Source organism: Streptomyces sp. NPDC002206, from assembly GCF_053593595.1.
On the sequence record NZ_JBSFCW010000053.1, the window covers coordinates 1 to 16474 of the forward strand.

Here is a 16474-nt window from a genome sequence, read left to right on the forward strand (position 1 = left end):
GCGCCCGCGGCGCTTGGGCGCGCAGGTCGCGGCGTGGCGTCGCTTGAGCAGGTTGCGGTGCCAGCGCACGATCGTGTCCGGGCGTACCAGCAACAGGAGGTGCCGCAGCTTGTCCATGGGGAGGTGGTGGAGCAGGCCGACGAGGACCGCGCGGTCGGTGTCGGTGAACCTGGGCTGGCCGACCTGGCGCTGCAGGACCAGCAGTTGGTGCCGCAGCGCGAGGATCTCGATGTCTTTGTCCCGATCGCTCATCGGCAGCAGGCGCAGGAGCGCGAAGGTGTTGGTCACGGCGAGGTAGGTCAGACGCAGCAGCACGACAGATCATGATGCCGCCCGACACCTGTCCCGTGAAGATCGCGGAACGAGCAGCGGGTGCCACCCAGAGATCGGCGCTCAAGGCTGCCACCTGCACGGATGATTTATCGGCACCCGCAGAGCCGAGCCCGGCAACCTCTTCTTCGAGTGGTCCGTCGACGCCGCCGACCCCCACCGCTTCGTCCTGCTGGAGGCCTTCGTGTCCAGCGAGGCGGGTGTCGCGCATGTCAACTCCGACCACTTCAAGACGGCCATGGCGTGGATGCCGGACGTCGTGGCCAAGACGCCCGACCTCATCAACGTCGAGACCGAGGGGCAGGGCTGGTCGCGCATGACGGAGGTGACGCCGCGGAGGTGACCCGGGCAATCCGATGGCGCACCGCTGGCCACGGTACGCATCGAACGCAGCGGCGGTTGCGTTGTCCGGCAGAGTTCCCCGATCACCATCAGCGCGTCGGTTCCGAAGGCGTAGTGGAAGGCCTCCACTCGTCCTCCGGCCTGTTCAAAGAGCGCGGTGATGGCCTCGCGGCGTGGCGGTGGTGGCGCGGATGACGAGGTGGGGCGGGATGACGGTTTCGCGGACGGGGGTCCGTTCGCCTTCGAGGTGAGCAATGGCCGTTGTAACGGCATGCTGGGTGAGGGTGAGGGTGTCCTGCCTGATGGTGGTGAGATTGATATGGGCGAGGCTGGCGAGGTGGATGTCGTCGAAGCCAACGACGGAGATCTCGTCAGGGACGGTGACGCCGGAGCGCAGGAGGGTGTCAAGGACGCCGGTGGCGCTGTAGTCGTTGAAGGCGAGGACAGCGGTGGGGCGTGGCCGGCTGCCGAGGAGCATACGAGCGGCTGCGGCCCCGTCGTCTTCGGTAAGTCCGCCCGGCAGGACACGGATGTGGTGGCCAAGGTCGTGGTGCTTCATGGCGGTGCGGTAACCGCGGCGCCGGTCGGCGGCGCCGGGCGCCTTGCCGCCGTCGATGTGGGCGATGTCGCGGTGCCCCATAGTGACGAGATGGTCAACGGCTTGACGCGCACCTTCGTCGTCGGCGGTCCGCACGACGTCCACATTCCCGGACGGTGGCCGGAGCCTGCGTGCGACGCAGACGACCGGGAGCTGATCGGCGAGCACTCTCAGCCGTGCGGCGGGTGCCTGGGGGCCGAGCAGGATCAGCGCCTCGCAGCGGTCGCCGAGTAGCGCGTCCACGGCGTGCTGCTCACTGCGGCTGGGGGCGACCGCGCTGAGCGCGACCTGGTACCCGGCGGGCTCGGCTGCCGCGTAGATGCCTTCCACCAGATCGGCATGGAAAGGGTGCTGCAGCCCGAACTGCACCCCGAGCAGCCGTGAGCGGTTGCTGCGCAGCAGCCGCGCCCGCGTGTCGGGGCGGTAGCCGATGTCCTGGGCCGCTTCCAGGACCCGTTCACGGGTGGCGGCGCTGGCGCCCTTGACCCCGCGCATCACGATCGATACCAGGGCCGTGGACACGCCCGCCCGTACCGCGACGTCGGCGAGCGTGGGCCGCTTCGCGTCCGGACCCATAGAGCTCGGTGCCATGGCGTGCCTCCTACGCTGATGCCCGCTCCGCCCCGAGCGAGGATCGTAGACCAGATGAAGAATCCCGGCTCAAAGGTACTACAACGTTCTAGTTTTCTGCACGCAGGACCTTGACAAGCGGGCCGACCGGCTGGCGTACTGGCCCGGCGACTAGAACGTTCTACATGAGGAGTGGGTGACGATGTACACCTTGGCGGTCTGCGCCGAAATGGTCTTCCTGGACCTGCCGATCCACGAGCGGGCCCGACGCATCCACGACCTCGGCTTCCAGGTCGAGATCTGGGACTGGACCCGCCACGACTTGGCCGCACTGACTGGTACGGGCGCCGTCTTCTCCTCGATGACCGGCTATGTCCGCGGCAGCCTGACCGACCCTGACGGGGCAGCCGAACTGCTGCGCACCGCCGAGGAGTCGATAAAGGTCGCCGAACAACTGGGCTGCCCGCGGCTGAACCTGCACGGCACCGGCCTGGACGACAAGGGCCTGCCGGTCGTCCCAGTCACTGGCCCGGCCACCGGACCGATGTGGATCGCCGCCCAGCACACCCTCAGCCGCGTTGCGGAGCTGGGCGAACGCGCCGGGATCACTTTCACCCTGGAGAACCTCAATACTGCCGTCAACCACCCCGGCGTACCCTTCGCAACGGCCGCGGACACCTTGGCCCTGGTCGCGGCGGTAGACCGGCCGGGACTGCGCATGAACCTGGACCTGTACCACGCGCAGATCGGCGAAGGAAACCTCATCGAGCTCGTCCATCGAGCCCACCGTCTCGGCCTGATCGGCGAGATACAGGTCGCCGACGTCCCCGGCCGCTGCGAGCCCGGCACCGGGGAGATCAACTACCCGGCGGTCGCCCGTGCCCTGACAGACCTCGGCTACAACGGCACGGTCGCCCTGGAGGCCTGGTCTTCCACCGATAGCGACCTCGCTCTGGAGCGCTTCCGCTCCGCCTTCACCCCCGCCTGATCACCACAACCCGCATACGGAGAAGAATCATGATCAACGTAGGTCTCATCGGCGCCGGCCGGATGGGCTCGTTCCACGGCGCCACCCTCGCCCACCGCCTCCCCGGCACCCGCCTCGCCGCTGTCGCCGACCCTGCCCCCGGGGCCGCTCAGCGCCTCGCGGATCGCCTCGGCAGCCCGAAGGCGCTGAGCGACATCAACGCCCTCCTCGCCGATCCCGGCATCGATGCCGTGGTCATCAGCACCCCCGCTCGCACCCACGCCGACCTCGTCGAGGCGGCAGCCCGTGCCGGCAAGGCGGTCTACTGCGAGAAGCCCATGGCCGTCACCCTCGCCGACGCCGACCGTGCCATCGCCGCAGCCGATCAGGCTGGCGTCCCGCTTCAGGTCGGCTTCAATCGCCGCTACGACCCCGGTTTCCGCGCCGCCCACGAGGAGATCGCCGCTGGCGGCATTGGCACCCCGCAGCTCCTGCGCTCCCTCACCCGCGACCCCAAGCTTGCGGACCCCGCCCCCATCCCGCCGTGGACGATCTTCCTCGAGACCCTGATCCACGACTTCGACACCCTGCGCTTCCTCAACCCCGGAGCCGAGCCCGTCGAAGTCTTCGCCCTGGCCGACGCCCTCGTACGCCCCGACTTCAAGCACCGAGGCCTCCTCGACACCGCCGTGGTCACCATTCGCTTCGACAACGGCGCCCTCGCCACCGCCGAGGCCAGCTTCCAGGCCGTGTATGGCTATGACGTCCGCGGCGAGGTCTTCGGCTCGGACGGCATGTTCACCATGGGCGACCTGCGCCGCACTCACCTCACCGCCTACAGCGCCGAGGGCATCACCGCCAGTACCGTCACGTACGACCAGGACCTCTTCCACGACGCCTACGTCGCCGAACTCGCCGATTTCACCGATACGGTCCGCACCGGCCGCGCCCCCGCCGTCACCGGGACCGACGCCCGGGCCGCCCTGTCCATCGCCCTCGCCGCCATCGAGTCCGTGACCACCGGCGGCCCGGTCCGCATCGCCGACCTCAAGGACCAGTGAGCCATGACATTTGCACAGAGGTCATCACGCACACGAACTAGAACGTGCTAGTAGCGCGCGACAGTAACTCGTCACCCCTGAGGGCACCCCTCAGGACACCCTCGAAATCTTCCCGGAGTCTCCGGAGTGAAGGGATAAAAGCTGCAATGTCGTTCGATGTGTTGACCATAGGTCGCGTGGGAGTGGACGTATACCCACTCCAGACAGGCCTGGGGCTGGCTGACGTCACCTCGTTCGGCAAGTACCTCGGCGGCAGCCCGACCAACGTCGCCGTCGCGGTTGCGCGTTACGGGCACAACGCCGCCGTGATCACCAAGACGGGCACCGACCCGTTCGGGGACTTCGTCCGTAAGGCCCTGGACGGCTACGGCGTCGACAGTCGCTTCGTCGGTAGGTCGGACATCGCACCGACTCCCGTCACCTTCTGTGAAATCTTCCCGCCGGACGACTTCCCGCTCTACTTCTACCGGCTGCCGAAAGCTCCTGACCTCGACATACGTCTCGACGAACTGGACCTCAACGCCATCAGTGCCGCACGGATCTTTTGGATCACCGGCACCGGTCTGAGCGAGGAGCCGAGCCGGTCCGCGACCCTCGCGGCTCTGCGCCACCGGGCCAAGGCCGGGACGACCGTCTTCGACCTCGACTGGCGCCCCATGTTCTGGACCGACCCCGCCGAGGCTCGCACCTACTACTCCGAGGCCCTGCGCCACACCACCGTCGCCGTCGGCAACCTCGACGAGTGCGAGGTGGCTACGGGCGAGCGCGATCCGTACGCCGCCGCGAAGGCGCTGCTCGCCGCCGGTGTCGAGCTGGCCGTCGTGAAGCAGGGTCCCAAGGGCGTCCTCGCAATGGGCCGCGACGGCTCCACAGCCGAGATTCCGCCACTTTCCATCGAGGTCGTCAACGGGCTGGGCGCGGGTGACGCCTTCGGCGGCGCCCTGTGCCACGGTCTGCTGTCCGGCTGGGAGAACACACGCATGGTGTCCTTCGCCAATGCCGCCGGCGCCATCGTCGCGGGCCGTCTGGCCTGCTCCGATGCCATGCCCACCGAGGCCGAGGTCGAGGCCAAGCTGCGCGAGGTGAACAGTGCTGTCTGAGAACGTGAGCCGGATCGTGGACGCGAGGGTCAAGGACCCGGCTGCGATCGCAGCGGCGGCTGCCCGGCGTGTGAAGGCCACCTCGCTGCTCGGCGAGCACGGCAAGGCCATGATCATCGCCGCCGACCATCCGGCGCGCGGTGCCAATGGCGTAGGCGGCGACCCCACCGCCATGGCCGACCGCTTCCAGCTGCTCGACCGGATGTGCGTCGCCCTCGAGCGCCCCGGCGTCACCGGTGTCCTCGCCACCGCCGACATCCTGGAAGACCTGCTGCTGCTCGGCGTCCTGGACGGCAAGAGCGTCTTCGGGTCCATGAACCGGGCCGGGCTCGCCGGCTCCGTCTTCGAGATCGACGACCGGTTCACCGGGTACGACGCCGAGACGATCGCCGCGATGGGCTTCGACGGAGGCAAGATGCTCACCCGTATCGCCCTCGGCGACCCGGCAACCCCATCCGCTCTGGGGAACACCGCACGTGCCCTCAACGAGCTCAATGACCGCCACCTCATCGCGATGGTCGAGCCGTTCATCGCGGAGTGGCGGGACGGGAAGATCCGCAACGACCTCTCCCCCGACGCGGTCGTCAAGTCGATCACCATCGCCTCCGGCCTTGGCCGCCGTACCGCCTACACCTGGCTGAAGCTGCCGGTCGTGGCAGACATGGAGCGGGTCCTGGCCTCCTCGACGCTGCCCACGCTGCTGCTCGGCGGTGAGGTCACCGACCCCGACGCGGCCTTCGCCTCCTGGGGCAAGGCCCTCAAGCTGCCCACCGCGCAGGGTCTGGTCGTCGGCCGCTCCCTGCTCTACCCCTCGGACGGCGACGTCGCCGGTGCCGTGGACCGGGCGGTGAGCCTGCTGTGAGCACCCACGACAAGCACCACCTGCCCAAGGGGACCTCAGCGGAGGGCACGTACGACCTCGTCATCACCCCGGAGTCCGCGGGCTGGGGCCACTCGGGCCTGCGCATCCTCACGCTGGCTCCCGGCGAGGCGCACCCCCTCTCCACCGGCGACTGCGAGTTCCTGGTCCTGCCGATCACGGGCGGCTGCACCGTCACCGTGGCAGGCGAGGCCTTCCACCTCTCCGGCCGGACGGGTGTCTTCGACTCGACCACCGACTTCGCGTACCTGCCCCGCGATTCGGAGGCCCTCCTCAGCAGCGCGGACGGCGGAAGGTTCGCACTGCCCTCCGCCCGTACCGAGCGTGGCGGCCTCCGTGCCCGGTACGGGCGCAAGGAGGACGTTCCCGTCGAGCTGCGCGGCGCGGGCAACTGCTCCCGCCAGGTCAACAACTACTGCCTGCCCGGCACGTTCGAGGCCGAGCAGCTGCTGGTCTGCGAGGTGCTCACACCCGGCGGGAACTGGTCCTCCTATCCCCCGCACAAGCACGACGAGGCGCGGACGGACGCGGACAGCAACCCCGTGGAGAGCGAACTCGAGGAGATCTACTACTTCGAGATCGCCGGCGGCGAGAACGCCTTTGGCTACCAGCGCGTGTACGGCACGCCGGACCGGCCGATCGACGTGCTCGCCGAAGTCCGCTCCGGCGACGCGGTGCTGATCCCGCACGGCTGGCACGGTCCGTCGATCGCCGCACCCGGCTACGACCTCTACTACCTCAACGTCATGGCGGGTCCGGGACAGGATCGCGCCTGGCTGATCTGCGACGACCCGGCGCACGGATGGGTGCGCACGACGTGGGAGTCCCAGGAAACCGACCCACGGCTCCCCTTCGGCGCCAAGGAGAACGACCGATGACCGAGACGACCGTCCGCCTCACCACCGCTCAGGCCCTCGTCCGCTTCCTGGCCAACCAGTACAGCGAGCGCGACGGCCAGGAGCAGCGGCTGATCCCCGGTGCCTGGGGCATCTTCGGGCACGGAAACGTGGCTGGCATTGGCCAGGCACTGCTGCAGGCCGCGATCACGCGCGAGGCGGACCTCCCCTATTACCTGGCCCGCAACGAGCAGGGCATGGTGCACGCGGCGGTGGCGTACGCGAAGATGCGCGACCGGCTCGCCGCCTTCGCGTGTACGGCGTCGACCGGCCCCGGCTCGACCAACATGATCACGGGTGCGGCGCTGGCGACGACCAACCGGCTGCCGGTGCTGCTGCTGCCGAGCGACATGTTCGCGACCCGCGTCGCCGACCCGGTCCTCCAGCAACTGGAGGACACCCGCGGCGGGGACGTCACCGTCAACGACGCCTTCCGGGCCGTATCGAAGTACTTCGACCGCATCTCGCGGCCCGAGCAGCTCCTCCCTGCCGCGCTCGCCGCCATGCGCGTGCTGACCGACCCGGTGGAGACCGGCGCCGTCACGCTCGCCCTGCCGCAGGACGTGCAGGCCGAGGCATACGACTGGCCGGTCGCCTTCTTCCGGCGCCGGGTGTGGCATGTGGGCCGCCCGGCGCCGGAACCCCAGGCCGTCGAGCGCGCCGCCCGGCTGTTGCGCGGTGCGAGAAAGCCGCTGATCGTCGCGGGCGGCGGCACCGTCTACTCCGGCGCCGAGATCCAACTGCGCGCCTTCGCAGAGGCCACCGGCATCCCGGTCGCGGACACGCACGCCGGCAAGGGCGCGGTGCCGTGGGATCACCCGTGCGCGGTCGGCGGCATCGGTTCCACCGGAGCGTACGCGGCGAACGAGCTAGCGAAGGAGGCCGACGTCGTCCTCGGCATCGGCACCCGCTACAGCGACTTCACCACCGCCAGCCACACCGTCTTCGGCAACCCCGACGTCACCTTCGTCAACCTCAACGTCACCCGCCTGGACGCCGTTAAGCACTCCGCCGAGCCGCTCATCGCCGATGCCCGGCTCGGCATCGAGGCCCTCGCGGGTGCGCTCACGGACTGGGAGGTCGACCAGGAGTACCGCGACCACACTCGTCAACTCATCGCCCGTACAAGGGAGATCGAGGAAGAGTGCTTTGCCCCCGGCCGGAACACCAACGAACTTCCCGCGCAGACGCAGATCCTCGGGACGCTCAACGAAGCCCTCGCAGACCGCGACGTCGTCATCAACGCCGCCGGTTCCATGCCCGGCGACCTGCAGCAGCTGTGGCGGGCGCGGGACCCGAAGGCGTACCACGTCGAGTATGCGTACTCCTGCATGGGGTACGAGGTCGCGGCCGGTGTCGGCGCGAAGATGGCCGACCCGTCGCGTGAGGTCGTCGTCCTGGTCGGTGACGGCTCGTACCTGATGATGGCTCAGGAGATCGTCACCATGGTCTCCGAGGGCCTGAAGGTCATCATCGTCCTCGTCCAGAACCACGGCTTTGCCTCGATCGGCGCACTGTCGGAGTCGCTCGGCTCGCAGCGATTCGGCACGAAGTACCGCTTCCGAAACGGGGGTTCGGGTCAGCTCGACGGCGATGTGCTCCCCGTCGACCTCGCCGCCAACGCCTCCTCCCTCGGCGCGGACGTCCTGCACGCCACCACCGTCGACGAGTTCCGTACGGCGATCGAGAAGGCGAAGGCGGCCGATCGCACCACGGTCGTACACGTCGAGACCGACCTGTACGGGCCGAACCCGCCCGCACACGGATGGTGGGACGTGCCGGTCAGCGAGGTCTCCGCGCTCGACTCCACGCGAGAGGCATATGAGAAGTACGCCTCCGCCAAGCGCGCCCAGCGCCACTACCTGTAGCTCAACAGTCACCCAAGCAAAGGACATCCACACGTGAAGATCATCGAGCACTGGATCAACGGCTCCGTCGCCGGGCCAGGACCCCGCACCACCCCGGTGTTCAATCCGGCTACCGGCCGGCAACAGGCGCAGGTTGCGCTCGCATCGCAGGCCGACGTGGGCGCCGCCGTCGCGGCCGCGGCCGCCGCCTTCGAGACCTGGTCCGAATCGTCGCTCACCCAGCGCACCCAGGTGATGTTCGCCTTCCGCCAGCTCCTCGTGGAGCACGAGGAGGAGCTGGGCCGGATCATCTCCGCCGAGCACGGCAAGACCGTCGACGACGCGCGAGGCGAGATCGTGCGCGGCCGGGAGGTCGTCGAGTTCGCCTGCGGCCTCGGCGACATCCTCAAGGGCAACTTCTCCGACCAGGTCTCGCGCGGCGTCGACGTGCACAACTTCCGCCAGCCGCTCGGCGTCGTCGCAGGCATCACGCCCTTCAACTTCCCCGCGATGGTGCCCCTGTGGATGCACCCGATCGCCATCGCGACCGGCAACACCTTCATCCTCAAGCCGAGCGAGCGCGACCCCTCCGCCGCCAACTTCGTGGCGGAGCTGTACAAGAGGGCCGGGCTGCCGGACGGCGTCTTCAACGTTGTGCACGGCGACAAGGAGGCAGTCGACGCGATCCTCACCCACCCCGGCATCGAAGCCGTCTCGTTCGTCGGGTCGACCCCGATCGCCAAGTACGTCCACGAGAACGCCACCAAGTCGGGCAAGCGGGTGCAGGCCCTCGGTGGGGCGAAGAATCACGCCGTCGTTCTCCCGGACGCCGACCTGGAGTTTGCTGCGAACCAGATCACGGCGGGCGCCTACGGATCGGCCGGTGAGCGTTGCATGGCTGTGTCCGTCGTCGTCGCGGTCGGTGGAGTCGCTGATGCACTGGTCGGTGTCCTTGAGGGCAAGGCTCGCGCGGTCAAGGTGGGCCCTGGTGACGCACCCGACATCGAGATGGGCCCGCTGGTCACCAAGGCCGCGCAGGAGCGCGTCGAGAACGCGGTCGGCGCCGCCTCCGCGCAGGGCGCCACCGTCGTCGTGGACGGCCGCGGGCTGAAGATCGACGGCCACGAGGAGGGCTTCTTCACCGGCCCGTCGCTGCTCGACCACGTGACGGCCGAGATGGACGCGTACAAGGAGGAGCTGTTCGGGCCGGTTCTAGCCGTCGTCCGCGTCGACACGCTCGACGAGGCCATCGACCTCATCAACGCCAACCCGTACGGCAACGGCACCGCCCTGTTCACCGGCTCCGGCGAGGCGGCGCGCCGTTTCCAACGCAAGGTCGAGGTCGGCATGATCGGCGTCAACGTGCCGGTGCCCGTGCCGATGTCGTACTACTCCTTCGGCGGTTGGAAGGACTCCCTCATCGGCGACTCCCCCGTCCACGGCCCCGAAGGTATCCGCTTCTACACCCGCCCCAAGGTCGTCACCACACGCTGGCCCCAGCCCAAGCAGCAGGTCGCCGCAGGCTTCACGTTCCCTGTATCCAGCTGAGTCCTGCAGCAGCAAGACCGAGAAACCCCACACCAGGAAACTCCCGCCCTATCTCCGAAGGACTCTGTCCATGGCAACAACGCCATCCACGCTCCGCACCGTAGCGGGCAACCTGTGCCTCGGCTCCGCTCCCGACTCCTGGGGCATCTGGTTCCCCGAGGACGAGCACCAGGTCCCCTACACCCGCTTCCTCGACGAGCTGGCGCAGGCCGGCTACGAGTGGCTGGAGCTCGGACCGTACGGCTACCTCCCCACCGACCCGGCCGTACTCGCCGAGGAACTGGCCGTACGCGGCCTGAAGGTCTCCGGCGGCACCGCCTTCGGTGCGCTGCACCGCCCAGAGGCCTGGAACGAGATGCTCGCCCACGTCCGGCAGGTCGCTGCGCTGACCGCCGCCGCGGGCGCTCACCACCTCGTCCTCATTCCACATATGTACCGGGACGAGAAGACCGGCGCGTTCACCGAGTCGCCCGAGCTGACCGCTGAGCAGTGGGCGGGCTTCGGCCAGAACGCCGACCGGCTCGGCAAGCTGCTGCTCGAGGAGTACGACGTACGCCTCGTCCTCCACCCGCACGCCGACAGCCACATCCAGACGCAACCAGAGATCGAGCGGCTGCTCAACGAGTCGGACAGCCGGTACACGAACCTCTGCCTGGACACCGGACACGTCGTTTACGGCGGCGGTGACAACGTGGATCTCATCCGACGGTTCGGGGAACGCGTCGGCTACGTACACATCAAGCAAATGGACCCGACGATCCTGGACCAAGTCGCCACCGAGAACTTGTCGTTCGGTGAGGCCGTCAAGCGCGGTGTGTGCGTGACGCCTCCCGCGGGCGTCCCTGACCCCGCCTCCGTAGTCGAGGAACTCGCCAAGCTGGACGCCGAGGTGTTTGTGATCGTCGAGCAGGACCTGTATCCGTGTGCCCCCGATGTACCACTGCCCATCGCCATACGGACACGTGAGCACCTGACCGGCCTGGGCCTCTCGGGAACCCGACGGCCGAACAGTCACCGGTAGGGATGGCTGCGTATAGATCACTGCCTCTCTTCTCCGAGGGGCGTGATCATCCAACGTTGCTGCTCGGGGTGGCTTCCGTATCGCGTGTCGGCATCAGTGCGACTGATTCCGTGGGCGCCGCCGCGACTCGGTGATCGCGGAGATGGTGGTCTTGGAGACCTCGGCGCCATAGACCTCCCTCGGATGAGTCAAGATCTCTTTGCCGAGCATCGGTCGATGTAGGGGTACGGCAAACCCGGGCCGGACTTTCTGCCGCCTCTTGCCCGTCTCACTGGGAAACTTCCGGTGTCGGGCAGTGGGGCCACGAGCGGCGAATGCCAGCCGTCACCAGCGATTTCTCAGCCCTCTCCAAATCTTGGTGATTTCCGTTTTCCGGGCGCAGACTGAAAAAACAGGACCCGTCCCTGGGGCGAGGCGCATATGAGCACACCGTGGTACGACACTGCTGCTCTCACGGAGGCCCGCGACAGACTGCTGTCCGGCAGGACAGTGGGGATGGCCGTCCGCAAGCCCATCCTGAGTTCCTGGCAGCGGTGCCGACTCCTTGGCCTTGCGACCGACCGCCTTGAGGCTGACTACGACCCCGACCTGGATTTCGGGGGCAAGCTCGCGCATGCTGCCGGGCCCGTGCTCGACCGTCTGGAGTCTCAGCTCTCGGGCATGCCGGTGAGCGTCTTCCTCTCCGACGAGCGGGCCCGGGTCGTGGAACGCCGGGGTGACGAGCCCTCCTTGAACCGCTACCTCGACGGGCTGCAACTTGCCCCTGGTTTGAGCACGGCCGAGGAACTCGTCGGCACCAACGGCATCGGCACCGTCCTCGTAGCGGCCGAGCCCACGTTCGTGATCGGTCGCGAGCACTTCGCCGATGCCTGGCACAGACTCGCCTGTGCAGGCGCACCCGTTCGCGATCTGTTGAGCGGGCAGTTCGTCGGCGTATTCAGTCTGACGTGCGACCATCTCGATGCCGATCCGGCCATGCCGGAAGTCGTGGCCGAGGCGGCCCACGGCATCGAGCAACAGCTGCTCAGCAGCGTGACCGCTCGCGAGCGTGCCCTGCTGGAGGCGTACCAGGATGCTCGCGGCCGGATGACGGCCGACCAACCGCCCACAGACTTCCTGGATCCGCGCGACCGGCTCATCTTGGAAGAGCGCGCGACCGAATTGATCTCGTCGGACCAAGTCGGCCTCGCCGAGGTGGGACTCAGCGATGGCCGCAAGGCCATCCTCGTCAGTCGGCGAATCAGAAGCTCGTCCGGCGTGACCGGTGTCGCCGTTGAAGCAGTCTTCCCCGGCGTCGGCGTTCACCCTCTCCGTCCGCCCCAGTCCTCGGAGACTTTGGAGATTGAGTCGCCCGGCGCGGAATCGGTCGGATCGCACGGTCACGTGTCGGGGCATCCCCTCGCGACCGCGCCGTCCGGCGCGCCGACGGCACTGGCCGACCGGTGGCTGCTCGCCGTCGGCGAGCCCCTCACCGGCCAGCTCGCCGTGCGGGCCCGTCAGCGCCTCGGCCTGATCGCCGATGCCGGCTCCCAGATCGGAACCACACTCGATGTGTCGCGGACGGCCGAGGAGCTGACCGAGGTGGCCGTCCCCCGGTTCGCCGACTTCGCGGCCGTCGACCTGCCGGACTCGGTGCTGCTCGGCGAGGAACCGATCCGAGTGGACCGTCCGTTGCGCCGGGCAGCCATCCGCGGCACGCACGAGATCTCGGACCTCCACGCGGTCGGCGACCTGATCACCTACACCTCGTCCACGCCGCAGGCCCAGGCTCTGGCCACGGGCAAACCAGTGCGTGAACGGACGCTGTCCCGAGCTCCAGGGTGGATAGCCCATGATCCGGTCCGCGGTTCCAAGGTCCTGGGGGCGGGCGTTCACTCGCTCATCGCCTTGCCCATGGTCGCCCGCGGCATGGTCCTGGGTGTGGTCAGCCTCTACCGGTCTCGGCTTCACGGCCCCTTCGAGGAGGACGACCTCATCCTCGCGGCGGAGCTGGTGGGACGTGCCGCCGTGTGCATCGACAACGCGCGCCGCTTCACCCGCGAGCACGCCATGGCGCTCACGCTGCAGCGGAGCATGCTCCCGAGCGGTCTGCCCGCCCAGCAGGCGGTGGAGGCGGCCCACCTCTACCTGCCCGCGAGGTCCGGGGTGGGTGGCGACTGGTTCGACGTCATTCCGCTGTCGGGGGCGCGGGTGGCGCTGGTCGTCGGCGATGTTGTCGGGCACGGCCTGCACGCCGCGGCGACCATGGGCCGGCTGCGCACCGCGGTCCACAACTTCTCGGCTCTCGACCTGGCGGCCGAAGAGGTCCTCACCCAGCTCGACGACCTCGTTATCTGCCTCGACCTCGATGACCAGCAGGGCGGCAGGTCAGACGCGGGAATCATCGGCACGAGCTGTCTGTACACCGTCTACGATCCGAGCACGCGGCTTTGTACCCTGAGCCGGGCCGGCCATCCGCCGCCTGCCGTCGTTTTCGCGGACGGCACCGTCGAGTTTCCCGAGGTTCCCGCGGGCCCGCCGCTCGGCCTGGGCGGTCTGCCCTTCGAGACGGTCGATGTGGATCTGCCCGGGGGAAGTCTGCTGGTCCTCTACACCGACGGGCTCGTCGAACACCTCGGCGGGGGCGATGTCGATCGCGGCCTCGCACACCTGCGGCATGCCTTGGCACAACACTCCGCTGGGACGCCGGAACAGGTCTGCCAGGCGCTGGGGGTTCTGCTTCCGGCGGAGCCCAAGGACGACATCGCCCTGCTGGTGGCCCGTACCCGAGTCCTCGACGCTGGGCAGTTCGCGGTCTGGGACCTGCCCGCAGATCCGCAGGTCGTCTCCCAGGTACGCGCGGACGTCACGGCCCGGCTGGCCGAGTGGGACCTCGGCGATCTGGAGTTCGCCACCGAGCTGATCGTCAGTGAGCTGGTCACCAACGCGATCCGCTACGGCGGCGAACCCATCCGGCTGCGCCTGCTCCACGAGAGCACGCTGATCTGCGAGGTTTCCGACGGCAGTAGCATCGCCCCCCGCATGCGCCGGGCACGCACAACCGACGAGGGCGGGCGCGGGCTCTTCCTGGTCGCCCAGCTCGGTCAGCGCTGGGGCACCCGTTACACCGCGAGCGGCAAGGTCATCTGGGTCGAGCAACCACTGCCCCGGCGGCCGGAGGTGGAGGCTCGGTAGGGGCGTCGCAAACCCCTACCGGCATAGCGAGAAGCCCCGCCCTTCAGGGCGGGGAGGACTCACAACCGTGCGCGCATGCGATCTGCTTCGCCCCATCCCGTCAGCGGCTTCCGGCGCGGCAAGCACCTGAAGTGCGGCTGACGCTCCGGCGCAAGCGCCTTCCCGCAACGTCGGCCCGCCGTGGCACCACTGAGCCCGCCATCCCGGTGCTGCCCTGCTTCGTCTCCTCGGCGGGTCCCCCTCGGCCACGGTCCTGCGTTTCCTCGACGAGTGATCCACGACGAATGAGGGCCAGGCAGGCCAGTCGGAAGTCCCGGGTGTCTGAGCCCGGCTGCTCTCCTGCCCTCATGGCGTGGCGGTGTCCCAACGGTGCGGTCGCGGTCGGCGCTATCGCTGACCTGCGGTTTGACGCGTGTCGCATCAAGACCTAAAGTTTGGAACCGATCGGTACCAAATGGGTCCGGCGAACGAAAGGCGCATCGTGACGCTCAGCGCTGCACTTATCGAGAAGCTCATCACCGCCGCACAGGAGGAGGCGATCAGGCGCGGGTTCCCGCCGGTCAACATCAGCGTGTGCGACCGAGCAGCCCACCTGGCCGGCTTCCTCCGTATGGACGGGGCCATCCTCGGCACCATCGACGTCGCGCACCGCAAGGCCCGTACGGCCGCCCTCTTCGAGACCGACAGTGCGGCCCTCGGCGGGGTGGCCCACCCCGACGGCCCCAGCTACATGGTCGAGCACACTAATGGCGGGCTGATCAACTTCGGTGGCGGAGTCGTCATCAAGGATGCCGGCGGTGCGGTCATCGGCGCGGTCGGCGTCTCCGGCGCCTCCGTGGAAGAGGACGAGACAATCGCCCAGGCCGCCGCCACCGCGGCACTCACGAGGGAGTCGGTCGGCGATGCCGCGTAGCATTCTCTCCCTGGCCATCTCGACCTTCGCCATCGGAACCACCGAGTTCGTGATCGTCGGGATCATTCCGTCGATCGCCAACGATCTGCAGGTCAGCATCCCCACCGCCGGACTCCTGGTGAGTCTCTATGCTCTGTCGATCACCATCGGTGCGCCGTTGTTCACCGCGCTTACCGGGCGAGTTGACCGCCGCAAGCTCATCATCTGGCTCATGGTGATCTTCCTCGTCGGAAACCTCGTCGCGGGCTTCGCACCCGGCTTCGCAACCCTGCTGGCGGCGCGCGTCATCACAGCCTTCGCTCACGCAGTCTTCTTCAGCGTCGGCGCAGCCGTCGCCTCTTCGCTTGTTCCGCGAGATAAGTCAAACAGTGCCCTGGCCGTCATGTTCGGCGGCTTGACGGTGGCCATGGTGTTGGGTGTGCCGCTCGGTTCATGGATAGGCGAGACATTTGACTGGCGTCTTCCTTTCCTGGTCGTGACGGCGCTCGCCGCGGTGAGCGTCGTCTCCCTGCTGGTCCTTCTGCCGAGGGAGATCTCCCACACGCCACCGACCAGCCTGCTTTCCCAGCTCCGGCTGCTCCGCAATGGCCGTCTCGTCACGATGTATCTCATCACCGCACTGGGTTTCGGCGCCAATTTTGTTGTCTTCACGTATATCTCGCCGCTGCTTACATCTGTGACGGGTTTCAGTGACAACATGGTCAACGTCGGCCTCGTCGTCTTCGGAATTGCCACGGTTATCGGCAATTTCTGGGGAGGAAAACTGGCGGACCGACTGGGCACCAAGCAAGCCGTGATCGTGGTGCTGGTCGGCCTGGCCGCAACGCTCGCATTCCTGCCTGTCACGGCCCACTCGGCGGTCGCCGTGTTGATCAACCTTGCTGTCTGGGGATTCTTCGGTTTTGCGATCAACCCTGTGGTGCAGACCGGAGTAGTGACGGTGGCCGAGGACGAGGTACCCGAGTCGGTGGGCGCCGCGTCGGGGTTCAACATCGCCGCCTTCAATCTGGGGATATCCGGTGGGTCCCTGATCGGCGGACGTGTGCTCGGCAGCGTGGGTGTGCTGACCACCCCATGGGCGGCGATTGTCCTGGCCGTAGCGGCAGCAGCCGTCGCCGGCCTTGCGCTCAAGACCCGTACGATTCGGCCGGCGCCAATGGAGGAACTCGCCAAGTGATAGCCTGGGGGATCGCGCAAAATGCGCGATCCCCCAGGCTATGAGTCGTC

Annotated in this window: 12 protein-coding genes and 2 pseudogenes; 12 read left to right on the forward strand and 2 right to left on the reverse strand. The window is 68.2% G+C overall.

The window, feature by feature from the left end; genetic code table 11:
• Positions 1 to 315, reverse strand: a pseudogene (locus ACWCP8_RS38695) (integrase); the annotation flags it as partial.
• 106 nt (positions 316 to 421) lie between these two features.
• Between ACWCP8_RS38695 and ACWCP8_RS38700 the strand changes: the two are divergent.
• Positions 422 to 673: pseudogene (locus ACWCP8_RS38700) on the forward strand (putative quinol monooxygenase); the annotation flags it as partial.
• 144 nt (positions 674 to 817) lie between these two features.
• Here the strand turns inward: ACWCP8_RS38700 and ACWCP8_RS38705 are convergent.
• Positions 818 to 1861, reverse strand: coding sequence for a LacI family DNA-binding transcriptional regulator (locus ACWCP8_RS38705; protein ID WP_451121140.1), 1044 nt, complete (start codon positions 1859 to 1861; stop codon positions 818 to 820).
• Positions 1862 to 2042: 181 nt separating this feature from the next.
• Here ACWCP8_RS38705 and ACWCP8_RS38710 point away from each other — a divergent pair, with 181 nt between their 5' ends.
• The 11 genes from ACWCP8_RS38710 to ACWCP8_RS38760 all read left to right on the forward strand — a co-directional run bounded on the left by ACWCP8_RS38710 (position 2043) and on the right by ACWCP8_RS38760 (position 16424).
• The gene (locus ACWCP8_RS38710; protein ID WP_451121142.1) at positions 2043 to 2828 is read left to right on the forward strand and encodes a TIM barrel protein; all 786 of its coding nucleotides are present in this window, start codon (positions 2043 to 2045) and stop codon (positions 2826 to 2828) included.
• Between the two features lie 29 nt (positions 2829 to 2857).
• The gene (locus ACWCP8_RS38715; RefSeq protein ID WP_451121144.1) at positions 2858 to 3868 is read left to right on the forward strand and encodes a Gfo/Idh/MocA family oxidoreductase; all 1011 of its coding nucleotides are present in this window, start codon (positions 2858 to 2860) and stop codon (positions 3866 to 3868) included.
• A gap of 146 nt (positions 3869 to 4014) precedes the next feature.
• A complete protein-coding gene (iolC, locus tag ACWCP8_RS38720; protein ID WP_451121146.1) occupies positions 4015 to 4968 on the forward strand; it encodes a 5-dehydro-2-deoxygluconokinase in 954 nt (317 codons plus the stop codon).
• Entirely contained in the window at positions 4958 to 5830 is an 873-nt protein-coding gene (locus ACWCP8_RS38725) for a Cgl0159 family (beta/alpha)8-fold protein (RefSeq protein ID WP_451121148.1), read from the forward strand. Before iolC ends, ACWCP8_RS38725 begins: the two co-directional genes overlap by 11 nt.
• Positions 5827 to 6726 (forward strand): 5-deoxy-glucuronate isomerase, encoded by a 900-nt coding sequence (iolB, locus tag ACWCP8_RS38730; RefSeq protein ID WP_451121150.1) that lies wholly within the window; start codon positions 5827 to 5829, stop codon positions 6724 to 6726. Before ACWCP8_RS38725 ends, iolB begins: the two co-directional genes overlap by 4 nt.
• On the forward strand, positions 6723 to 8612 hold the full coding sequence (gene iolD, locus ACWCP8_RS38735) for a 3D-(3,5/4)-trihydroxycyclohexane-1,2-dione acylhydrolase (decyclizing) (RefSeq protein WP_451121152.1): 1890 nt from the start codon (positions 6723 to 6725) through the stop codon (positions 8610 to 8612). Before iolB ends, iolD begins: the two co-directional genes overlap by 4 nt.
• A 33-nt stretch (positions 8613 to 8645) precedes the next feature.
• A complete protein-coding gene (locus ACWCP8_RS38740; protein WP_451121154.1) occupies positions 8646 to 10139 on the forward strand; it encodes a CoA-acylating methylmalonate-semialdehyde dehydrogenase in 1494 nt (497 codons plus the stop codon).
• Between the two features lie 70 nt (positions 10140 to 10209).
• Entirely contained in the window at positions 10210 to 11160 is a 951-nt protein-coding gene (locus tag ACWCP8_RS38745) for a TIM barrel protein (RefSeq protein WP_451121156.1), read from the forward strand.
• Positions 11161 to 11580: 420 nt separating this feature from the next.
• On the forward strand, positions 11581 to 14334 hold the full coding sequence (locus ACWCP8_RS38750; protein ID WP_451121158.1) for a SpoIIE family protein phosphatase: 2754 nt from the start codon (positions 11581 to 11583) through the stop codon (positions 14332 to 14334).
• A 481-nt stretch (positions 14335 to 14815) separates the two neighbouring features.
• Entirely contained in the window at positions 14816 to 15247 is a 432-nt protein-coding gene (locus tag ACWCP8_RS38755) for a GlcG/HbpS family heme-binding protein (protein WP_451121160.1), read from the forward strand.
• Complete coding sequence (locus ACWCP8_RS38760) at positions 15237 to 16424, forward strand: MFS transporter (RefSeq protein WP_451121162.1); 1188 nt, start codon at positions 15237 to 15239, stop codon at positions 16422 to 16424. The genes ACWCP8_RS38755 and ACWCP8_RS38760 overlap by 11 nt, the downstream gene beginning before the upstream one ends.
• Positions 16425 to 16474 lie beyond the last annotated feature (50 nt).